This window comes from Chromatiaceae bacterium, from assembly GCA_016714645.1.
Classification (GTDB): Bacteria; Pseudomonadota; Gammaproteobacteria; order Chromatiales; family Chromatiaceae; genus M0108.
Map to the genome: position 1 here is coordinate 888956 of JADKCI010000001.1, position 21628 is coordinate 910583.

General features: G+C 60.9%; 25 protein-coding genes and 2 pseudogenes. 26 read left to right on the forward strand and 1 reads right to left on the reverse strand.

Annotated elements, in window-relative coordinates; translation table 11 throughout:
* Positions 1-142 precede the first annotated feature (142 nt).
* From IPN92_04100 to IPN92_04115, 4 genes are all read left to right on the forward strand, one after another.
* Entirely contained in the window at positions 143-1111 is a 969-nt protein-coding gene (locus IPN92_04100; GenBank protein MBK8637488.1) for a glycosyltransferase family 4 protein, read from the forward strand.
* On the forward strand, positions 1108-2091 hold the full coding sequence (locus IPN92_04105) for a GDP-mannose 4,6-dehydratase (GenBank protein ID MBK8637489.1): 984 nt from the start codon (positions 1108-1110) through the stop codon (positions 2089-2091). The genes IPN92_04100 and IPN92_04105 overlap by 4 nt, the downstream gene beginning before the upstream one ends.
* A 33-nt stretch (positions 2092-2124) precedes the next feature.
* Entirely contained in the window at positions 2125-3339 is a 1215-nt protein-coding gene (locus tag IPN92_04110) for a glycosyltransferase family 4 protein (protein ID MBK8637490.1), read from the forward strand.
* 92 nt (positions 3340-3431) lie between these two features.
* Positions 3432-4457: a class I SAM-dependent methyltransferase gene (locus IPN92_04115; GenBank protein MBK8637491.1), complete on the forward strand. Its 1026-nt coding sequence runs from the start codon at positions 3432-3434 to the stop codon at positions 4455-4457.
* On the opposite strand, the gene IPN92_04120 is transcribed toward IPN92_04115, so the two are convergent.
* Entirely contained in the window at positions 4432-4800 is a 369-nt protein-coding gene (locus IPN92_04120) for a hypothetical protein (GenBank protein ID MBK8637492.1), read from the reverse strand. The two genes, IPN92_04115 and IPN92_04120, sit on opposite strands and share 26 nt — an antisense overlap.
* A 435-nt stretch (positions 4801-5235) precedes the next feature.
* Here IPN92_04120 and IPN92_04125 point away from each other — a divergent pair, with 435 nt between their 5' ends.
* From IPN92_04125 to IPN92_04230, 22 genes and pseudogenes are all read left to right on the forward strand, one after another.
* Complete coding sequence (locus IPN92_04125) at positions 5236-5445, forward strand: type II toxin-antitoxin system HicB family antitoxin (protein MBK8637493.1); 210 nt, start codon at positions 5236-5238, stop codon at positions 5443-5445.
* Between the two features lie 3 nt (positions 5446-5448).
* Entirely contained in the window at positions 5449-6558 is a 1110-nt protein-coding gene (gene wecB / locus IPN92_04130) for a UDP-N-acetylglucosamine 2-epimerase (non-hydrolyzing) (GenBank protein MBK8637494.1), read from the forward strand.
* A gap of 15 nt (positions 6559-6573) precedes the next feature.
* Entirely contained in the window at positions 6574-6738 is a 165-nt protein-coding gene (locus IPN92_04135; GenBank protein MBK8637495.1) for a hypothetical protein, read from the forward strand.
* A 52-nt stretch (positions 6739-6790) separates the two neighbouring features.
* On the forward strand, positions 6791-7048 hold the full coding sequence (locus IPN92_04140) for a type II toxin-antitoxin system HicA family toxin (GenBank protein ID MBK8637496.1): 258 nt from the start codon (positions 6791-6793) through the stop codon (positions 7046-7048).
* Positions 7048-7260 (forward strand): type II toxin-antitoxin system HicB family antitoxin, encoded by a 213-nt coding sequence (locus IPN92_04145; protein MBK8637497.1) that lies wholly within the window; start codon positions 7048-7050, stop codon positions 7258-7260. Before IPN92_04140 ends, IPN92_04145 begins: the two co-directional genes overlap by 1 nt.
* Positions 7261-7440: 180 nt before the next feature.
* Positions 7441-9609 (forward strand): bi-domain-containing oxidoreductase, encoded by a 2169-nt coding sequence (locus tag IPN92_04150; protein MBK8637498.1) that lies wholly within the window; start codon positions 7441-7443, stop codon positions 9607-9609.
* A gap of 73 nt (positions 9610-9682) precedes the next feature.
* A complete protein-coding gene (locus IPN92_04155) occupies positions 9683-9913 on the forward strand; it encodes a type II toxin-antitoxin system HicB family antitoxin (GenBank protein MBK8637499.1) in 231 nt (76 codons plus the stop codon).
* Positions 9914-9921: 8 nt separating this feature from the next.
* Complete coding sequence (locus IPN92_04160; protein ID MBK8637500.1) at positions 9922-10149, forward strand: type II toxin-antitoxin system HicA family toxin; 228 nt, start codon at positions 9922-9924, stop codon at positions 10147-10149.
* A gap of 13 nt (positions 10150-10162) precedes the next feature.
* Positions 10163-12097, forward strand: coding sequence for a heparinase II/III-family protein (locus IPN92_04165; protein MBK8637501.1), 1935 nt, complete (start codon positions 10163-10165; stop codon positions 12095-12097).
* The gene (locus tag IPN92_04170; protein ID MBK8637502.1) at positions 12094-13323 is read left to right on the forward strand and encodes a glycosyltransferase family 4 protein; all 1230 of its coding nucleotides are present in this window, start codon (positions 12094-12096) and stop codon (positions 13321-13323) included. The genes IPN92_04165 and IPN92_04170 overlap by 4 nt, the downstream gene beginning before the upstream one ends.
* A gap of 42 nt (positions 13324-13365) precedes the next feature.
* Positions 13366-14013: a GNAT family N-acetyltransferase gene (locus IPN92_04175; protein MBK8637503.1), complete on the forward strand. Its 648-nt coding sequence runs from the start codon at positions 13366-13368 to the stop codon at positions 14011-14013.
* On the forward strand, positions 13988-14155 hold the full coding sequence (locus tag IPN92_04180; GenBank protein ID MBK8637504.1) for a YdcF family protein: 168 nt from the start codon (positions 13988-13990) through the stop codon (positions 14153-14155). Before IPN92_04175 ends, IPN92_04180 begins: the two co-directional genes overlap by 26 nt.
* A gap of 152 nt (positions 14156-14307) precedes the next feature.
* Positions 14308-14574 (forward strand): annotated as a pseudogene (locus tag IPN92_04185) (BrnT family toxin).
* Positions 14558-14842 (forward strand): BrnA antitoxin family protein, encoded by a 285-nt coding sequence (locus IPN92_04190; GenBank protein MBK8637505.1) that lies wholly within the window; start codon positions 14558-14560, stop codon positions 14840-14842. Before IPN92_04185 ends, IPN92_04190 begins: the two are co-directional and overlap by 17 nt.
* Before the next feature lie 39 nt (positions 14843-14881).
* Positions 14882-16240 (forward strand): LegC family aminotransferase, encoded by a 1359-nt coding sequence (locus tag IPN92_04195; protein ID MBK8637506.1) that lies wholly within the window; start codon positions 14882-14884, stop codon positions 16238-16240.
* Between the two features lie 16 nt (positions 16241-16256).
* The gene (locus IPN92_04200; GenBank protein ID MBK8637507.1) at positions 16257-16697 is read left to right on the forward strand and encodes a transposase; all 441 of its coding nucleotides are present in this window, start codon (positions 16257-16259) and stop codon (positions 16695-16697) included.
* A 145-nt stretch (positions 16698-16842) separates the two neighbouring features.
* Positions 16843-17223 (forward strand): clan AA aspartic protease, encoded by a 381-nt coding sequence (locus tag IPN92_04205; GenBank protein MBK8637508.1) that lies wholly within the window; start codon positions 16843-16845, stop codon positions 17221-17223.
* A gap of 264 nt (positions 17224-17487) precedes the next feature.
* Entirely contained in the window at positions 17488-17997 is a 510-nt protein-coding gene (locus IPN92_04210) for a transposase (GenBank protein ID MBK8637509.1), read from the forward strand.
* A gap of 333 nt (positions 17998-18330) precedes the next feature.
* Positions 18331-18918 (forward strand): annotated as a pseudogene (locus tag IPN92_04215) (sugar transferase).
* 452 nt (positions 18919-19370) lie between these two features.
* The gene (locus tag IPN92_04220; protein ID MBK8637510.1) at positions 19371-19658 is read left to right on the forward strand and encodes a hypothetical protein; all 288 of its coding nucleotides are present in this window, start codon (positions 19371-19373) and stop codon (positions 19656-19658) included.
* 95 nt (positions 19659-19753) lie between these two features.
* Entirely contained in the window at positions 19754-20944 is a 1191-nt protein-coding gene (locus IPN92_04225; GenBank protein MBK8637511.1) for a UDP-N-acetylglucosamine 4,6-dehydratase, read from the forward strand.
* On the forward strand, positions 20944-21624 hold the full coding sequence (locus IPN92_04230; protein MBK8637512.1) for a sugar transferase: 681 nt from the start codon (positions 20944-20946) through the stop codon (positions 21622-21624). The genes IPN92_04225 and IPN92_04230 overlap by 1 nt, the downstream gene beginning before the upstream one ends.
* The last annotated feature ends 4 nt before the right edge of the window (positions 21625-21628 follow it).

Consider the following 21628-nt stretch of genomic DNA (forward strand, 5'->3'; position numbering starts at 1 on the left):
TAAAAGATCACCCACCCATAACTCTCCGGTTCGATAGCACCATGAGACTTGATGATAGTTCATTGATGAATAGTAGATGCCAGGATTTCCAATGCTGAAAGTGGTACAGCTAGTCCGCCGACCCCGTTCGGGGTTTTTCAGCGTGGAACGCCTGTACGAAGACGTTCGCGGCCATTTGCCTGAAGATCTCCAATTGGAGGTCTTGACCAACAGGTTCTACTCAAATGGGCTATGGCGTCGTCTCTATGATTCAATTCGTGTATCCCGGCGGCAGGCCGATGTATACCACGTCACTGGTGATGTTCATTACCTGACCTATTTTCTTGATCGGCGACGGACGCTGTTGACGGTCCTGGACTGTATTCCACTGGATCGGCACTCTTGGGTCAAGTTCTGGCTGCTGTGGTTTTTTTGGTATTGGCTCCCTGAGAAGCGCTGTACGGCTATCGCGGTGATTTCGCAAGCGACCCGGGACCGCCTGTTGCATTATCTTCGGTGCGATCCGGGAAAAATTCATGTGATTTATTGCAACGTGTCTGATGAGTTCCAGTCTGACCCAAAGGCGTTTAATGTAACCCGGCCACGGATTCTTCATGTTGGCGCCAGAGCCAACAAAAACCTCGAACGCCATGTCGCTGCCCTTGCGGGACTGGAGTGCGTATTGGTGATTATCGGTGAGCTTTCTGAGCGACAGTGTGATCTGCTCGCACAGCACGGGATTTGTTACGAGAATCATGTAAGTTTATCACGCGAAGCCCTGCTGGAGCAGTATATGCAATCCGACATGCTGTTGTTCGCTTCGACCTACGAGGGATTCGGCCTGCCGATCGTGGAGGCGCAGGCTGTGGGCCGTCCGGTGGTGACCAGCGATCTCCTGTCGATGCCCGAGGTCGCGGGTGGCGCGGCGTGTCTGGTGGATCCTTTTGATGTCCAGAGCATTCGGGCCGGAGTGTGCCGCGTCATCGACGAGCGAGATTATCGGGAGAACCTTGTGCGGATTGGATTCGAGAACGTCCGACGCTTTCGGGTACAGGAGATCGCTCGGCAATACGCGGCGCTATATCGTGAAATTGATCGGCGGGCGAACAGCGCGCGAGGGGCGACGGTGTGAAAAGGGCGATGATTTTCGGCGTGTCCGGCCAGGATGGGAGTTACCTCGCCGAATGGTTGCTCGGCAAAGGTTACGTCGTGTTTGGGGTATCCAGGGATGCTGAACTTTCCAGCTTTGCGAATCTGCGGCGTCTTGGAATCCGCGACCGGGTGAAACTGCTGTCGGCGGCCGTGAACGATTTTCGGAGCGTACTCAATGCTATCGTCAAGGCGGAGCCGGATGAGATCTACAACCTGTCGGGGCAGAGTTCGGTCGGGCTCTCCTTCGAGCAGCCCGCCGAAACTCTGGACAGCATCAGTGTCGGAACCTTGAATCTGCTGGAAGCGATCCGTTTCATCAATCCCGACATACGTTTTTATAGCGCGGGTTCGACGGAGTGCTTTGGCCATACCGACGATTGCCCCGCAAACGAAGCAACACCCTTTCGGCCCCGTAGCCCCTATGCGGTGGCCAAAGCCGCATCCTTTTGGCAGGTGGCGAATTATCGCGAAGCCTATGGCATGTACGCGTGTTCGGGCATCCTTGCGAATCACGAGTCACCGCTCAGGCCAGCGCGTTTCGTAACCCGTAAGATCGTGGCGGCCGCATGCCGGATCGCCCAAGGTGCGCCTGAGACCCTCGAATTGGGCAACTTGGAGATCGTGCGTGACTGGGGATGGGCGCCTGATTATGTCGATGCGATGTGGCGGATTCTCCAACACCCCGAACCGGACGATTTCGTGGTGGCGACTGGCAAGTCGCATTCGCTACAAGAATTTGTCGTCAAGGCTTTCGAGCGCTTGGAGTTGGATTGGCGTGCCCATGTTCTCGTTGATCGCGCACTCTTTCGCCCTACCGACATCCAGGTGAGCCGCGCGGATCCGACCAAGGCGCAGGAGTTGCTCGGTTGGCGGGCGCGGGTAGGATTCGATGAACTGATTGATCGCCTGGTGGAAGCCGAGCGGTCGACTCCCGCTGTATCGGACGTAAGAACGCCCTGATTATTAGGCGACGCGACAGGGGTATTATTAATAATGGAACAAAACCGCTCTAAATGTACTGAACTAATCATTGGAATCGACGCCACCAATTTACGGCAAGGTGGAGGTCTCATTCATCTCATTGAGTTACTACGGGCTGCTAAGCCCGCAGACCATGGGATTGGAAAAGTTCTAGTTTGGGGTGGGTCATGTACGCTATCAGCTGTTGAAAATCGTCCTTGGCTGCGGAAAATCCAGCCAAGCGAACTTGATAAGGGGGTATTTAGCCGAACCCTCTGGCAACGTTTCAAACTGTCAGAGGCCGCACGCAATGCAGGGTGTCACCTGCTGTTTGTCCCAGGGGGAAGCTACGCGGGATCCTTCAGACCGGTAGTCACCATGAGCCAAAATCTTCTGCCGTTCGAGATGCAGGAGTTGCGGCGCTTTGGCTGGTCCTTGATCACAATGAGGTTGTTGCTGTTGCGATGGACCCAGTCGCGCTCTTTTCGTGTCGCGGATGGCGTGATCTTCTTGACGGAAAAGGCCCGGGATCGTGTTCTCAATGTCACCGGAGCACTCTCAGCTTCAACCAAAGTGATCCATCATGGTTTGAATGATCAGTTCAGGATGGCGCCGAAAGCTCAACATCCGATCAGTGATTACCGTTTAGATAACCCCTATCGCTTACTCTACGTTTCGATCATCAATCAATATAAGCACCAGTGGCATGTGGTCGACGCGGTCTCGCGTTTGCGGCGCGATGGGTTGCCGGTAGTGTTAGATCTGGTCGGGCCAGCTTATCCCCCAGCCCTGACGCGTCTAAACCACACGATAGCTCGGTTGGATCCTGAAGGTCTCTGGGTTCGCTACCATCGAGCAAAGCCTTACTCGGATCTGCATCGGATCTATGAGCAAGCGGATCTTGGCGTTTTTGCATCGAGTTGCGAGACTTTCGGACAAATCGTTACGGAAAAGATGAGTGCTGGGTTACCCATTGCTTGCTCGTCGCGATCATCGATGCAGGAACTGTTGGGAGATGCAGCAAGTTACTTCGATCCAGAACAGCCTGAAGATATCGCCCGGATCTTACGCGAATTGATCGGTTCACCGCAGTTACGTGCCGAGAAGGCGCATGCAGGTTATTTAAGGGCGCAGCAGTTTTCGTGGCAACGATGTGCAACTGAGACCTTTGCCTTTCTAGCTGGGTTCATGACTCACGTCTCCGCGTGTTTGCCAAGAGATGACAAAGATGCTCTCGGGACTTCGTAACCGCCACTAACCTCGACTAGCCATTCCTGTTTTCCACTAGCAGCAGAAGGTGCATCGGGCAATGGCATTCCTGCGTTTTCCAAGGTCTAAATATGCAACCAAACTGTGAGTTTTGCGGTAGTTGTGGTAGCACAACATTTGGGACGATCCTAAGCGATCAGTCTCATCAATATGTAGATGAAAATGGTAAGGAATCAACATGGAGTTATGCCTTGCTGAAATGTGAAGATTGCGGGCTTGGGTTCATCAGCCCGAAGCCATCATGGGCTATCCTGCAGACCTTCTATACATCAGATTATGGACCTTACTCATCCGATAAAGCTTTACCGGAAAACGAATCAAAAAGCTTAAAATACAAGGTGGCTCAATGGAGATTTGCTTCATATTTTATACCCAGTGTTAAGCGATTAACAGAGGCCGCCATAGGGTGGTTTGCAGAATTAATTTCTGGAAAAACTGTGTCATATACGCTGGGTATTCCACTTCAGATGCCAAAGGATTGTCTGATTCTGGAGGTTGGGTATGGTAGTGGTAACTGGCTTCTATCAATGGCAATGCTCGGGTATAGTCAGCTGAGCGGCTACGATATTGACTCAAATCAGGAAAAGAGTGGACGGCTCAAAGAGGCCGGTATTCAGGTCTATTCCGGTCAACTTTCGGATTTAAATCTTCCCGGCGATTCTTTCGATTTAATTAGACTGGAGCACGTATTTGAACATTTGCTCGAACCAATGCAGATACTGCGCGAACTGCATCGGCTCTTAAAGCCTGGGGGGATTCTGGTAATGAATTTTCCCGGTATAAATTCGCTGAGTTTCGCTCTTAGTCCCCGTCAGTGGGCGCATCGCGATTCACCACGACACTTGTTCTTGCATACGCTGCGATCAGCAGAGAATATGCTAACGAATTCTGGCTTTAGGATCGCGAAGGCACGGCAGTATGGAGTTGCGCTCGTATTACAAGCAACTATCAATAATTTGCTTAAAGAATGCGGCGTCAACGTAACTATTAGGGTGCTTCACATATTTGGTCCTCTATATAATTCGTATTGTGTTCTGGCGCGGCGAGGGGAGAATATCACTGTTTTGGCGCTCAAGGAGGGCGAAAGTATTGCTTAATATTACCGAATACCCAGGACTGGCGATGAACCGTGTCCTGCCACTGTCTATTCAGACGGTAGTCCGGGAATGGCAAATAGTAGAGAACAAAATACCCAGTGACCTTCAGCATCTCACCCCCACGGCCATCGTCCTCGATATCGGCGCCGGTGCCGGCACCGGCAACGTCCAGCAGACGAACCCAAGGTACGCTATAGCGCCAGCCACCCAGACGATCCGCCCACCACACGAAACGAACCCCCAATCCCTCAAAACCGGCGCGACTGAACTGGTCGAAGCGCCGTGCCTGCGGCCGACTGGCGCAGCCGACGCTGGCGTCGGCCTCCGGGGCGGCGGTGTGCACCCCCCGGACAGGGTGCTGACCCGGGCCGGCGGGGCTGGCGTTTAGCGGCGGGCGCGGCGTGGACGGCGCGCTCGTCAACGCGGCGACCACAGTTCCAGCGATCCGGTGTCACAGGCGGCGCGGATATCGCGCCAGCGCGGGCGGATCGTGCTGGTGGGAGTCACGGGGCTCGCGCTGAACCGCTCGTAGTTTTAGGTGCGGCTGGAGGTCTTCGCCGCCGGGCGGGTGCTGCAACTGGACAATTTCCGTAAGCTGGCCGACTTCGGCTGGCAGGGGTTCAGGAAGCTGAACCTGTGGCGCCAGGACAAGGGCTAGAAGGCCCTGCGCAGCAGCCTTCGTCTAGGCCCTGCGCGAGGGCGGCCCTGCGCCGATTCCGCTGGCGGAGATTCTGGAGGTGATACTCTTGAACCGTCGACTGGTTGGTGAGGAGGAATAATGTTCAAGTACGAAACCATCTATTGGAGTGACGCGGACCAGGCGTATCGAGCGGAGGTCCCCGAACGACCTGGCGGTATGGCGCATAGGGATACCTACGAGTCCGCCTTGGCCAATGCGCAGGAGGCCATCCGGCTGTGGATCGATACCGCAGCGGAGTTTGGGGACCCGATTCCTCAAGCCAAAGGCCGTCGGTTGCTGTACGCCTAAATCATGCTCATCGACATAATCGCCGGCGCCCGGCCGAACTTTATGAAGGTTGCGCCCATCATCCGGGCCTTAGACGCCCGGGTTCCGGTAGGTGGCCCTTTGAGGTACCGCCTGATCCACACCGGCCAACACTACGATGCCCGCCTCTCGGGCGATTTTTTTGCCCAACTCGGCATCCCAGAACCGGATGTGAATCTCGAGGTCGGCTCGGGCACCCAAGCCGAGCAGACGGCGGCGATCATGACGCGCTACGAGCGACTGCTGTTGGAGTGGCCCTCGGAGCTCTGTCTGGTGGTCGGGGACGTAAACTCGACCATGGCCTGCGCGATCACGGCACAGAAGCTGTGCGTGCCGGTGGCCCATGTCGAGGGCGGCATCCGCTCGGGCGACTGGACCATGCCGGAAGAGATCAACCGCATGGTGACGGATGCTATCACCAACTGGTTCTTCACGACGAGCGCTTTCGCGAACGCCAATCTGGACAAGGCCGGGGTCGAGGCGTCGAGGATCTTCTTTGTCGGCAACACCATGATCGATACCCTGCTGGCCCATCTGGACCGGCTGCGGCCGCCGGCCTTCTGGGATGAACTGGGCTTGGAGCCGGGCCAGTATTTCGTAGTCACTCTGCATCGGCCAGCCAATGTCGATGAGGGTGCGGCACTGGGGCGGATGCTGGCGGCCATCGGCGCGGGCACGCGCGGGCTGCCGGTGGTCTTTCCGGTGCATCCGCGCACCGCGAAGACGCTGGGCGCCTTGACGGATCTGCCGGCGGGTCTGCGGCTGGTCGAGCCGCAGCCGTATCTGGAGTTCAATTATTTGGTGAAGCACGCCAAGGCGGTGATCACGGATTCCGGCGGAATCACGGAGGAGACCACGGTGATGGGCGTGCCTTGCATGACGCTGCGCGACACCACCGAACGGCCGGAGACGGTGAGCATCGGGACCAATGTATTGGTCGGGACGGATCCGGAGCGGTTGGGGCCGGTGCTGGATCGGCTGTTTGCGGGGGAATGGCCGACGGGCGGTATCCCACCCTTGTGGGATGGACGGGCGGGCGAGCGCATCGTGGCGGCCTTGGAGCGGTTATTGGTTCGGGAGGAGGCGGGCGTTTGATAGCGCCACTAGGCGATGAAACAGATTTTACAGAACATGCAGAACTTGGGTGAATTCTTCGTGGTGCCCGGGGCGGGCAAGACGATCATGACGGCCGGTGGGGGTGAGCGGCTTGATGCGCCAGAAGGCCTGAGCCGGGCCCTGCGCGAGAGCGGCCCGGCGCCGACCCCGCTGCCGTAGATTCTGGAGGTGAGTCAGGTGACGATTGAGTTGGCGGAGAGCCTCTTAAGCCATGGGTAGGAACGACAAGTTGGTGCTCAGAATCCTCAGTGGGTTCGCGGACGCAAATATCAATTTTGAGGAACTGCGTGAACTGCTGAAGCGACTCGGCTTTGAAGAGCGCATCCACGGCAGCCATCATGTCTTTCGGAAGCCCGGCGTGGTGGAGAAAATCAATCTGCAGCGGGATGGTGCCAAGGCTAAGCCCTATCAAGTCCGCCAAGTGCGCGCGATACTCGTGAACCAACGACTGGTTGGTGAGGAGGAATAATGTTTAAGTACGAAACCATCATTTATTGGAGTGACGCGGATCAGGCGTATCTAGCGGAGGTCCCCGAACTACCGGGCTGTATGGCGCATGGAGATACCTACGAGTCCGCCTTGGCCAATGCGCAGGAGGCCATCCGGCTGTGGATCGATACCGCCGCGGAGTTTGGGGACCCGATTCCTCAAGCTAAAGGCCGTCGGTTGCTGTACGCCTAAACGGTTGGTCGGGACGGGTCCGGAGGGTTGGGGCCGGTGCTGGATCGGCGGTTTGCGGGGGAATGGCAGACGGGCGCTATCCCACCCTTGTGGGATGGACGGGCGGGGGAGCGCATCATGGCGGCGTTGGAGCGGTTATTGGTTCAGGAGGAAGCGGGCGTTTGATAGCGCCCCACTGTGATGAAACAGATTTTACAGAATATGCAAAACGGGACCACGGAGGTGGTCGAGGCGCCAAGTCCGCGCGCGGGTGCGGGGCAGGTGTTGATTCAGACGCGGTGCTCGCTGATCTCGGCGGGGACCGAACGCATGCTGGTGGATTTCGGCAAGGCGAGCCTGGTGGACAAGGCCCGGCAGCAGCCCGAGAAGGTCAAAATGGTGCTCGACAAGGCGCGCACCGACGGACTCATGACCACCGTCGACGCCGTCCGCGCCAAGCTCGCCCAACCGATCCCACTCGGCTACTGCAACGCCGGCGTGGTGGTCGAAGTCGGTGCCGGCATCACGGATCTCAAACCGGGTGATCGGGTCGCCTCCAACGGCCCCCATGCCGACCTGGTGCGCGTCCCACGAAACCTGTGCGCCCGCATCCCGGGCGCGGTCGATGACGCCTCCGCCGCCTTCACCGTGCTGGCCGCCATCGGCCTGCAAGGCATCCGGCTGGCCCAGCCGACCCTCGGCGAATCCTATGTGGTGACCGGGGTCGGGTTGATTGGGCTCGCGACCGTGCAACTGCTGCGCGCCCACGGCTGCCGGGTGCTGGCGATCGACTTCGATGCCGATAAGCTGGCGCTGGCGGCGCGCTTCGGCGCGGCGGTGTGCAATCCTGGACGGGGCGAGGATCCGGTCGCGGCCGGGCTGGCCTTCAGCGCTGGGCGGGGTGTGGACGGGGTGATCATCACGGCCTCCACGGCGTCGAGCGATCCGGTGTCGCAGGCGGCGCGGATGTCGCGCCAACGCGGGCGGATCATCCTGGTCGGGGTGACGGGGCTGGCGCTGAATCGCTCGGAGTTCTACGAGAAGGAGCTGAGCTTTCAGGTCTCCTGCTCCTATGGACCGGGGCGCTATGACCCGCGCTACGAAGACGCGGGACAGGACTATCCGCTCGGCTTCGTGCGCTGGACGGAGCAGCGCAACTTCGCGGCCGTGCTGGATCTGCTGGCGGATGGTCGACTGGACGTGAAGCCGTTGATCGGTCATCGCTTTGCGTTCGAAGAGGCGCCGGAGGCCTATGCGTTGTTGTCGAACGACAAGGGCGCGCTGGGCATTCTGCTGGAGTATCCGGAGGTGCCGGCCGCGGCGCTACGCGCGCGTTCGGTGACCTTGGCGGGCGCCGTGCGCGCGGCCGATCCGACAAAGCCGGTCTGCGGATTTATCGGCGCTGGCAACTATGCCTCGCGGGTGTTGATCCCGGCGTTCAAGGCGGCAGGTGCGCGCTGCAAGACCATCGTTACCTCCGGCGGGGTGAGTGGCGTCATTCACGGGCGCGGCGCCGGTTTCGACGAGGCGAGCACCGATCTGGAGGCCATGCTGGCCGATCCGGCGATCAACACCGTGGCGATCGTGACGCGGCACCATCTGCATGCGTCCTTCGTGGTCAAGTCATTGGCGGCGGGGAAGCAGGTCTTCGTCGAGAAGCCGCTGTGCTTGACGCTGGAGGAGTTGGGGGAGATTGAGGATGCTGTTGACCCCCTCTCCCCCGGCCCTTCCCCCGCGGGGGAGGAGGGGAGAAAGTTGCCGTTGTTGATGGTGGGCTTCAATCGTCGGTTTGCGCCGCAGATCCAGAAGATGAAGGCGCTGCTGGCTGGCGTGAGCGAGCCGAAGTCGTTCATTATGACCATGAACGCCGGCGCCATCCCGCCGGATCATTGGACCCAGGATCGCGCGGTGGGCGGCGGGCGCATCATCGGCGAGGCGTGTCATTTCATCGACCTGATGCGCTTCCTGGCCGGCAGCCCGATCGTCTCGGTGCAGGCGCGGCGGATGGGCGACGCACCGGGCGTGGCGGTGACCGAGGATAAAGCCGCCATTATACTGGGTTTCGCGGACGGGTCGTTCGGCACCATCCATTATCTGGCCAACGGCGCCGCCAGCTTCCCCAAGGAGCGCATCGAGGTCTTTGCCGCCGGTCGGGTGCTGCAACTGGACAATTTCCGCAAACTGCGCGCCTTTGGCTGGCCGGGTTTCCGGGGCATGAACCTGTGGCGGCAGGATAAGGGCCAAAACGCCTGTGCGGCGGCCTTTCTGGCAGCCGTGGCCGAGGGCCAGCCCGCGCCCATCCCACTGGAGGAGATCCTGGAGGTGGCGCGGGTGTCGATTGAGGCGGCGGAGCAGTTGCGGGGGCAGTGAGTGCATTCTTTGCCTGGGCTCTCTAAACTGCCAGTCCTACTGTTCTGATCTGTTGGCGGAGGAATGACGTTATATGGAAAAAATGATCAAGGTTCATATCGAGGTGCTTGAGGAAGGAGGGTTTCTGGCTACCTCGGAGGATATTCAAGGGTTGGTCGCCCAAGGGCGCACGGTGCAGGAGACCCTGGATATTGCCAAAGACGTGGCGCGGCACCTGCTTGAGGCACAAGGGGAGCGCCAGGTGACGGTGCCGCTGAAGCCGATTGAGCTGTCGTTTGACTATCCGCTGATTATTGGCGTTTGAGAATGCTGATGGGCCGGTTGTCAGGGTTTTCCTATCGTGATGTTGTGCGCCGACTGAAGCAATTTGGTTTTGTCTTTGATCGCCAGGCTGCTGGCAGTCATGAGATCTGGTTCAACCCTGAGACGGGTTTGTACACCACGATTCCGAATCATGCCGGTGATTTGCCCGAGGGTACCCTGAGGGCAATCATCCGCCAGGCTGGTCTATCACCAGAGCAATTTTTGACGGTTCGGTAGTCAGGAAGCTGCCTTGAGCACGCTGTCGACCAAAGCATCCACGATTCTGGCGCTGGGCCTGCCTAACTTGGGCAGGTTTCTGTTCTACAAGATCGGGGTTAAATGGGGGTTCAACCCCGTCAGGCGCATTCGGGCGGTTGTACCTGCGGGGGATTTTTTTACCTCATTGGTCTCCACCCCGCCATGGGCTGACGATGATTCCTGTCAGTCGGGACCCGTCGCTGGTGCTGGGCTCAGCGACATGCTTGCCCCTTTGCCAGCCAACCAACGCTGGTGGCATCGTCAAGATTATTTTGGCTGGTTCCAGGTCGACGACCCTGGCCTACCCCATTGGCATCGCAATCCTTTCACCGGGGTGGAAGTGCCGGACCCCGAGCGCCCCTGGTGGCAGATCCCGGATTTTGATGAACGCGTCGGGGACATCAAAACGATCTGGGAGGCCTCGCGCTTCGACTGGGTCCTGACCTTTGCCCAGCATGCCTGTTTGGGTGAGCCCGAGGGGCTGGAGCGGCTGAACGCCTGGCTGGCGGATTGGGTGGCGCATAACCCACCCTACCGGGGGCCCAACTGGAAGTGTGGCCAGGAGGCGTCGATCCGGGTCCTGCATCTGGCGGTGGCGGCTCTGCTGCTGGGTCAGGTCCGCCGGCCGACGCCTGCCTTGGTGGGCTTACTGATGGCCCATCTGCGGCGGATCGCCCCGACCCTCCAGTACGCCATCGCCCAGGACAACAATCACGGCACCTCCGAGGCAGCGGCGCTGTTCATCGGCGGCTCCTGGCTGGCTACCTTGGGGGGGCGGGACGGCCAGCGCTGGGCGGCGCTGGGGCGGCGATGGTTGGAAAATCGGGCGGCGCGACTGATCGAGGTCGATGGCAGCTTCAGCCAGTACTCGGTCAATTACCACCGCCTGATGCTCGACACCTACAGCCTGGTGGAGCATTGGCGCCGTTGCCTGAATCTGCCGGTCTTCTCCCTCCGTCTTTATGAGCGCCTGGCCGCCGCGACCCGCTGGTTGCACGCCATGACCCAGCCGGAGACGGGAGATGCCCCGGTCCTGGGGGCCAACGATGGCGCCCGGTTGCTGCCCCTGGGGGATAGCGATTACCGGGACTACCGGCCTACGGTGCAATTGGCCATGGCCCTGTTCGTTGACCGCCGCGCCCACGGTGACGCGGCTGACGGTGGGGCCAGTTGGAACTGGCCCTTGCGCTGGCTGGGCATTCCGGTGCCCACCCGGCCGGCGGAGCCGCCCGGTTCGGTCCAGTTTGATGCCGGCGGTTACAGCCTGCTGCGCCGGGGCCCGGCCCTTGCCCTGTTGCGCTATCCGCGCTTTCGCTTTCGCCCCAGCCAGGCCGATGCCTTGCACCTGGACCTGTGGGTCGCTGGCGTCAACCACCTGCGGGACGCAGGCAGTTACAGCTACAATGCCGGGGAAGCGGTGAGCCGCTACTTCAGCGGTACCGCGGGCCACAACACCATCCAGTTCGACGACCGGGACCAGATGCCGCGCCTGAGCCGGTTTTTGTTTGGCGACTGGCTGCGGGCCGCTGGGGTCGCCCCGGTGTCCGCCACCCCAGAGGCGGAGACGGCCGCCGCCGGCTATCGCGACGCCCAAGGTGCCAGCCACCAGCGCCAGGTTCGGCTGACGGCGACCTCCCTGCGGGTGGAGGACCAGGTGGGGGGGGTCGCCAGACAGGCGGTGCTGCGCTGGCGCCTGGCTCCGGGGGATTGGTACCTGGAGGGTGATACCGCTCATCGGCGCGATACCGGGACCGCCTTGCGCGTGACCGCCAGCGTGCCCGTGGCGCGGCTGGAGTTGACCACCGGTTGGGAGTCTCGCTATTACCTGCAACGGGAGGCCGTGCCGGTGCTGGAGGTGGAAATCAACCAGCCGGGGCGGATGGTGAGCGAATACGCCTTTGGGTCGGCGGCCGGGGAGAACCCGTGAAAGTCCTGTACTACCATCAGCATTTCTCCACCCCCCAAGGGTCGACCGGCACCCGCTCCTATGCCATGGCGCGAGCGCTGTTGGCCCGTGAGCACGAGGTCACGATGGTCTGCGGCTCCTATGCCGGCGGCCGGACGGGTCTCGAAGGGGCCTATCGGGCGGGGCGGCGGGAGGGCCTGGTGGATGGCATCCAGGTCATCGAATTGGCGTTGCCCTATTCCAACCGGGATGGCTTTCTCAAGCGGACGTTGACCTTTCTCAAGTTCGCCTGGCAAAGCACCTGGATCGCCCTGCGGTGCGATTATGATGTCCTCTTTGCGACCACCACGCCCCTGACCGCGGGCCTCCCGGGTATCTGTGCCCGCTGGTTGCGGGGCAAGCCCTTCGTGTTCGAGGTACGCGATCTGTGGCCGGAGCTGCCTAGGGCCATGGGGGTGATCACCAACCCGCTGGTGCTGGGGGCCATGGGGGTGCTGGAGTGGGTGTCCTACCGCTCCGCCCAGCGGCTGGTGGGGCTGTCGCCGGGGATCGTGGACGGCATCGCCCGGTGTGGGGTGGCGCGGGAGCGCATCGCCCTGATCCCCAATGGCTGCGACCTGGATATTTTCGGTGCCCCGGGTGAGCCCTGGCGGCCCGCTGGGGTGGGCGCGGATGACCTGATGGCGGTCTTTACCGGGACCCACGGGATCGCCAACGGCCTGGATGCGGTCCTCGATGCGGCGGCGGAGCTGAATCGGCGCGGGCGTTTGGATATCAAACTGGTGTTGATCGGCGACGGCAAACTGAAGCCGGCACTTCAGGCCCGCGCCCAGACCGAGGGGCTGGACAATGTCGTCTTTCACCCCCCGGTGGGCAAGGGCCAGCTGGCCGGCCTGATGGCGGCCACGGATGTCGGCCTGCAGATCCTGGCCAACGTGCCAGCTTTTTATTACGGGACCTCGCCCAATAAGTTTTTCGATTACCTCGCCTCTGGCCTGCCGGTGCTGAACAATTATCCCGGCTGGCTGGCGGAGATCATCGAGCAACACCAGTGTGGCTTTGCCGTACCACCGGATGATCCGGGGGCCTTCGCGGCTGCCTTGTGCCAGGCGGCGGATCACCCGACGGAACGCTTACGCATGGGCGTCCGCGCCCGGCAACTAGCGGCCACGGAATACGACCGGGCCTTGCTGGCTGGGCGCTTCGTGGCTTGGCTGGAAGGGGCGGTGGTGACTGGGCGCACGTAGGCACGGGTATTAGTTAGATTTCGCCAAGAGGGCAAGAGCCGGATGGATGCGATCAGGCAGGCGGACTACCGGCGGGTGGCGCAACTCCATGCGGACACGATCGACCAGGGCTTTTTATCCACCTTGGGACCGCGCTTTCTAAGCCTGCTCTATCAGGCCATCGACGAGTGCCCGGACGCTTGCCTGCTGTTGGCCCGGGAGGGTGAGCGAGTGGTGGGCTTCGTGGCCGGGACCCTGAATATGGGTCAGGTCTATCGGCACCTGCTGCGGCATTGGCTGGCCCTGGGGCTGAGTCTGGCGCCCACGCTGCTAATGCCCAGGCGCCTGTGGCGCATTGTTGAGATTTTGCGGTACAGCCGGGGAGGGCATGGTCAGGTCAGGGCGTCTGGTGCCGAGGCTATCGGCGTCGAGACTACTGGTGCCGAGATGCCGACCCTGCCGACGGCGGAGTTGCTGAGTATTGCCGTCGATCCCGCCTGCCAGGGTCGGGGCATGGCCGCGGACCTGTATGCCGGGCTGAAAATCTTCTTTGCCACCCGCGGGCAGGGGGCGTTCAAGATCATCGTCGGTGCCCCCCTGGCTCCGGCCCATCGTTTTTACCGGCGCATGGGCGCCGAGCCGGTGGCGGAGATCGAGGTCCATCGGGGGGCCGACTCCACGGTCTATGTTCAGCGGGTGGGGGATGTTTAGCGCTGGTCAGCGTCTGATTCTGGTTACCTCCGCCACCCATATGCCGCGCGCCATGCGGCACTTTCAAACCGTAGTAGGCTTGGACCCGATCTCGGCGCCAACTCAATACTTAACCGTCGGGGGCAGCCTGAGCGTCTGGTAGACTGGTTACCGTCGTCGAATGGTCTGCGTAAGAGCGAGACCGCTTGGCATGAGTACCTGGGCCTGCTGGCCTGGCGGTGGGATCATCCGGGTGATGTTCATAGGCCATGAGCAGTGTTGGCGGCCATTCCCTCCCCTGAGGTTTTCCAGGCTATGCTGTCAACCTCCGTCAGGCAGATACTGATGTGTTTGAGCTTCGAGACCGCCCAGCATGTTTTCGATGATCCCTTGCATGTCACCCGGCAAGACCGAGTCGAGAAGGGTGAATCGCGCTGGCAAACCTTGGGTAGGGTTGGCGGGGTTATGCTCATGCTCGTGGCGCATTCTTTGACCGAAAGTGACGGTGAGTAAACCATCCGCATCATCTCGGCTCGAAAAGCTGACAGGTCGGAACGGAGGGTGTATGAACAAGGTTCCTAACAACAAGCTGACGCAAGGCCAACTTGAAGAACTGCGAGTCCTGAACGCCATGCCGGACGAGGATATTGACTATTCAGATATCCCGCCGACCACCGCCGAGCAATGGCGGGGCGCTGAAGTGGGTCAATTTTATCATCCCCCCAAGGAGCAACTCACCGTGCAGGTCGACGCGGATGTCGTGGCTTGGTTTAAAGCCCAAGGTCGAGATTACCAAACGCGCATCAATGATCTGTTGCGGCAGGTTATGCTCAGGGAAGCCAAGCATTGATGTTTGCCTGGCGCCATGATCAGCGCGGATGGTTCAACCATGGTTGATCCCCATGCCCCCTACGCCCCCCTGATCGCCGCGATCCGCGCCCTCTTCGGCCCCGGTCCCATCCCCTTGCACCGGCCGGTGTTCGAAGGCCCGGAGCGGCGCTGGCTGGTGGACTGCATCGACTCCAACTTCGTCTCCTCGGTGGGGGCGCGGGTGACGGAGTTCGAGGCGCGGATCGCGGCCTTCACCGGGGCAGGCTACGCCGTGGCGACGGTCAACGGCACGGCGGCGCTGCACCTGGCCTTGCAATTGGCGGGGGTGACGGCGGACACGGAGGTCATCACTCAGGCCCTGACCTTCGTCGCCACCTGCAACGCCACCCGCTATGCCGGCGCCTGGCCGGTGTTCGTCGATGTCGATCGCGACACCCTGAGCCTCAGCCCGGTGGCGCTGGCCGCCTTTCTGAACCAGCACGGCGAGCGCCGGAAGGACGGCGTCTACAACCGGACCAGCGGCCGGCGACTGGCCGCCTGCGTGCCCATGCATACCTTCGGCCTGCCGGGGCGCATCCAGGAGATCGTGGCCATCTGTGACGCCTGGGGGATTCCGGTCGTCGAGGATGCGGCCGAGTCCTTAGGCAGTTGGGTGTGGGCGGGCGATGGATTGGCCCCCTCCCCCCGCGCGGGGGAGGGCGGGGGGAGCGGGGGCCAGGCCGCGGAGACGCCCAACCCCCCGGGCCCCGGCTGGCGCCACACCGGCACCTGCGGCCGGCTGGGGACCCTGAGCTTTAACGGCAACAAGATCATCACCACCGGTGGCGGGGGCATGATCCTCACCGACGACCCGGAGCTGGCGGCGCGGGCCAAGCATCTGACAACGACAGCCAAGGTCCCGCACCCCTATGAGTTCGTCCACGATGCAACGGGCTACAACTACCGCCTGCCCAACCTGAACGCCGCCCTCGGCTGCGCCCAGATGGAACGGCTGCCGGACATGTTGGCGGTCAAGGCGCGGATCGCCGCGCGCTATGCGGCGGTGCTGGGGGTCTGGGCGGCGGCCAGCGCCGAGGCGGCGGGAGCGCCCCCGCGGCTGATCCCCCCACTGGCCGGCACCCTGCCCAATCACTGGCTGAACGCGGTGGTGCTGGATTCCCCGGCGGCGCGGGAGGCCTTGTTGGCCGCTACCAACGGCCAGGGGGTCATGACCCGGCCCATCTGGCGGCTGATGCACCGCTTGCCCATGTATCAGCATTGCCAGCATGATGGGCTGGAGCATTCGATCTGGCTGGAGGAGCGGGTGGTGAATCTGCCGTCTAGCGTGCCGGAGGGGGCGATGCCCAGGGACAGGTTTAGAGAAGGTGTCAGGGGCCAGGTTGCTGGGGGCCTGGGGAGAGGGGGCAGGAGGCGTTAACCCAAACCGAGACCCTATGAGCCACGACCACAACTTCAAGAACCTCATCCTCGACTACCCGCACCAGGCCATCCGGGGCCTCGTCACGCGGGAACCGAGCCCCGAGAAGCGGCTCAAATACGTCGACTTCATCGACATCTATGCCGACCTGGATGACAATGAACGCCAGCGTTATACCCAACTTTACCCGCAAGAGGTAACTACCATGGCTGGATTTGCGCAGCGTTTTACCGAAAAAGGCCGGGAAGAAGGCCATATAGAAGGCCATAAAGAAGGCCATAAAGAAGGCCTGCAGCGTGGGGAATCGCGGATCCTGACCGCCTTGCTGCGCCTGCGCTTTGGCGACCTGCCCGCCGACATCCACCAGCGCATCGAAGTCGCCGATGCCGACACCCTACTGCGCTGGTCCGAACGCGTGCTCACCGCCGCGACCCTGGACGAGATCCTGGCCGATTGAATCTGGATCGGAGCCAGTCCATCCCCAGCGGTTTCGGGTGCTGTTGATCGCAGCGTTGCGGCAACCGATACCGGAAGTACCCTGAGCGGCTTAGGGCGGTTTTCCCGCCCTTAGAGACATCACTCGCTGGCAATTGGAGGGCATTATGGGCCATATCTTTGCCGATATTCAGTTGACCAACCCGCGTAAACCCGCATTAAAGGCCCTGTCCGTCCGCGCTCTGGCTGACAGGGGTGCCTTGATGTTGTGCCTGCCCGAACATATCGCGATCCAACTCGAATTGGAAACCGAGACCCTGCGCGAGGTCACGGTGGCCGACGGGCGTGCCATGAAAGTGCCTTATGTGGGTCCCGTCAAGGTCGCCTTTGACAACCGCATCTGCTTCGTCGGCGCCTTGGTCCTGGGTGATGAAGTCCTGCTCGGCGCGGTCCCCATGGAAGACCTGGATTTGGTGCTGATGCCGAGCACCCAACAGGTCACGGCCAACCCCGCCAGCCCGAATATCCCGCATGCCAGGGTAAAATAAAGGGCAGTGCCCCAATGCGCAGGACGCATTTTGCCTAACAGGCTGTTAATAAAGGCTAAATGGTGTAGACCGACGGCCTGGCGCCGACCCTGGAGGCGGTGCGTAACAAGCTGGAGCAGTTTTGAGCCCCCTCTCCCCAGCCCTCCCCCGCCAGGGGGGAGGGAGCAAGAAGTCACACCGCCGTGCCCGCTTCTCTCCCCTCCCCCCGCGCGGGGGAGGGGCCGGGGGAGAGGGGGCGGAAGCCGTTAGCCCAACCGAGACCCCATGAACCACGACCACAACTTCAAAAACCTCATCCTCGACTACCCGCACCAGGCCATCGACTTCTTTGCCGCCGTCGAGGCGCAAGCCATCGGGGGCCTCGTCACGCTGGAACCGAGCCCCGAGCAGCGGCTCAAATACGTCGACTTCATCGACATCTATGCCGACCTGGATGACAATGAACGCCAGCGTTATACCCAACTTTACCCGCAAGAGGTAACCACCATGGCTGGATTTGCGCAGCGTTTTACCGACAAAGGCCGAGAGGAAGGTCGGCAAGAAGGCCGGCAAGAAGGCCATAAAGAAGGCCGGCAAGAAGGCCATAAAGAAGGCCATAAAGAAGGCCTGCAGCGTGGGGAAGCGCGGATCCTGACCGCTCAATTACGCCTGCGCTTTGGCGACCTGCCCGCCGACATCCACCAGCGCATCGAAGTCGCCGATGCCGACACCCTACTGCGCTGGTCCGAACGCGTGCTCACCGCCGCGACCCTGGACGAGATCCTGGCCGATTGAATCTGGATCGGAGCCAGTCCATCCCCCGGAGTCCACCCATGAATAGTGGAACTGGTGCGCGATATCCGCAGCACCCTGGGCCCCCGGTGTCAGGATAGATGTCACCTCCCCCGCGGAGAATTTATGTGACGATGGGGCATCATCGTTGTCGAGGGGCCTTGACCGCCAGATCGCGCGGCGCAAGCCCTCGGCGACGCACAACTGGTATTCATTCATGACCCACTCTTCACCCGAGTTCAAAGCCAGCCTCATGGCTAAGATGCTGCCCCCGCAGCGCCGCGCTGTTGGCGAGTTGGCGCAAGAGACGGGGATCCCCAAGGACACCCTCTACCGTTGGCGCGATTTACCGGCGAGGGCGAGGTCTTTTATCGCCAACCGCGGGTAGGCAAGGATGGTAAGCTCTTCGATCTACTCAAGTTTGCGACCATGCTCAAGGATAGCCCGAACATCGGTACGGGCGAATTGACCCTCCACAACGACCCGCGGGTGTTGCCGGTGGGGCGCTGGCTACGCAAGAGCAAGATCAACGAATTGCCGCAATTGATCAATGTCTGGCTTGGCCACATGAGCATCGCCGGGCCCCGGCCCCAGACCCCGCGCTGCTTTGGCGCCTAGGCGGAATCGGTGCAGCGGGAACTGATCAAGGTCCGCCCTGGCCTGTCTGGCATCGGCCTCATCCTGTTCCGTGGCGAGGAGAAGATGATGAAGGACGCCGCCGACCCGGTGGCCTTCTATGACCTGGTGATCATGCCCTACAAGGGCGAGGTGGAGCGCTGGTATATCGAGCACCATACGGCCAGGAATTACTTTCTGATCATCATCGCCACCATCTGGATCATCCTCTTCCCCAAGAGCCCGATAGCCTGGAAGTGGTTTAAGGGCTTACCCAACCCGCCGAAGGAACTGGCGGTCTATATGTGATGGGATGGGTTGTTTCTCCCCACCCCTGCTACGCAAGAACCTGGCTACGGTCAGGTTTTTTTGCGTTTGGGGTACTCTTCCCGGCACCGCCGTTGATCGCAACCGGCCTGACACTAGGGTTTGACCTTGGTGCCGAGCCTGCGGGTGGGCCGCTGTTTGCGGGGTGAATTCTCCTGGGTCCCGGTACCTGATCACACGGGGCTGGACACGATACCAATGGCCGGGGGGTCATGACCCAGCCTATCTGGCGGCTGATGCACCGCTTGCCATGTATGCCGATTGCCAGCATGATGGGTCGGCCAATTCCCTCTAGTTGGAATCGCGGGTGGTGAATCTGCCCTCCAGCGTGCCGGAGGGGGTGATGACTGAAGGCGCAGGCATTGAGGCTGCGCGGCAATGATGATCAAGATGCCGCAAGGTCTAGGCGTCGATCCTAACGAGTCTTAAGGTCGTTGAAAATGCAATTTTATTCGGTACAACAAGCAGCGGCTGGTTTAGGCGAGGTCATTGCCATGGCCGTACGGGATCATGAAGAAGCGGCCATCGTTTCGGATTGCGGTGCGGTGGTGCTCATTCCCCAGGATGAATTCGATGCAATGCGCGAAACGCTGGGACTGCTGAGTGATCGACGTGCTTTAGATGCGTTGCTGGCCGGCCCTGCGCAGCGCGATGCTGGACGTTTGTCTGACCTGCCAACCGTTGAACAGATATTCCATGACTTACAAAGTTCGAATTCTTGAAAACGCACAGGAAGATCTGGATTGGCTGCGCAAGAACGATCGTACCGGCTACCTCAAATTTATCCTTTGGCACGTGAGTGCCTTGGAGTTCCCTTATGTATGATGTCCTGCAACTGATCGGCCGGGATCAGGCGCTGTTCGAGGCGGACCTGACCCGCCATGAAGCCCTGCTGTCGGAGCGGGTGAAAACCAGTCGCTTCCTGGTCATCGGTGGCGCCGGGTCCATCGGCCAGGCGGTGGCGCGGGAGATCTTCAAGCGCCGGCCCCGGGTGCTGCATGTGGTGGACATCAGCGAAAACAATCTGGTGGAACTGGTGCGCGATATCCGCAGCACCCTGGGCTACATCGAGGGGGACTTCCGCACCTTTGCTATCGACTGCGGTTCGGTGGAATTTGGCGCCCTGCTGCGCTGGGCGGGAGGCTATGATTATGTGCTGAATCTGTCAGCCCTCAAGCATGTGCGCAGCGAGAAGGACCCGTTCACGCTGATGCGGATGGTGGATGTCAACATCCTCAACACCATCGCCGCCCTAGCGCAGGCCCAAGCGGGGGGCGCCCGCAAGTATTTCTGCGTGTCCACCGACAAGGCCGCCAACCCGGCCAATATGATGGGCGCCAGCAAGCGCATCATGGAGATGTTCCTGATGCGGGCGAGCCTGGGGCTGCCGATCTCCACGGCGCGCTTCGCCAACGTCGCCTTCTCCGACGGCTCCCTGTTGCACGGCTTCAACCAGCGCTTTGCCAAGCGCCAGCCCTTTTCGGCACCCAACGACGTGCGGCGCTATTTCGTCACCCCCCAGGAGTCCGGCGAGCTGTGCCTGCTGTCCTGCCTGCTGGGGGAGAACCGCGACATCTTCTTCCCCAAGCTGAGCGAGAAGCTGCACCTCATTACCTTCAGCGAGATCGCCGTGCGCTACCTGCACGCCTTGGGCTACGAGCCTTACCTCTGCGCCAGCGAGGACGAGGCGCGGGACTGCGTGGCCGAGCGCCTGGCCCGGAAGCAGTGGCCTTGCTATTTCTTTGCCAGCGATACCACGGGCGAGAAGGATTTCGAGGAGTTTTATACCGAGCGCGAAACCCTGGACCTGGACCGTTTCGCGACCATCGGCGTCATCAAGAACGCGCCTGAGTTTGAGCCCGCCAAACTGGAACTGTTCCTGGAACGCATCGCCGCCTTAAAGGCCCAGGGTATCTGGGAGCGCGACGAGCTGGTGGAGCTGTTTCACACTATGATCCCCGAGTTTGGGCACAGGGAACTGGGCAAGTTTTTGGATGACAAGATGTGATGGCTAAATTCGACGGTACCCGAATCGCCGATCTTATCCTGGCGACCATTTTTATCTCTTGGGTGTTGCCGCTCTGGATCATTGTGATCCCAATCCTGCGCTTTACGGGGGAGGGCGAGGTCTTTTTCCGCCAACCGCGCGTGGGCAAGGATGGCAAGCTGTTTGATCTGCTGAAATTTGCGACCATGCTCAAGAATAGCCCGAACATCGGTACGGGCGAACTGACCCTCCACAACGACCCGCGGGTGTTGCCGGTCGGGCGCTGGCTGCGCAAAAGCAAGATCAATGAGTTGCCGCAGTTGATCAATGTGTGGCTGGGCCACATGAGTATCGTGGGGCCGCGACCCCAAACGCCACGTTGCTTTGCCGCCTATGCCGAGGAGATTCAACGCGAGCTGAGCAAGGTTCGTCCTGGCTTGTCGGGGATGGGTCCTATCCTGTTCCGTGGCGAGGAGAAGATGATGAAGGACGCCGCCGACCCGGTGGCCTTCTATGACCTGGTGATCATGCCCTACAAGGGCGAGGTGGAGCGCTGGTATATCGAGCACCATACGGCCAGGAATTACTTTCTGATCATCATCGCCACCATCTGGATCATCCTCTTCCCCAAGAGCCAGATAGCCTGGAAGTGGTTTAAGGGCCTGCCCAAGCCGCCGGCTGAGTTGGCGCCCTATTTTTAGCCCC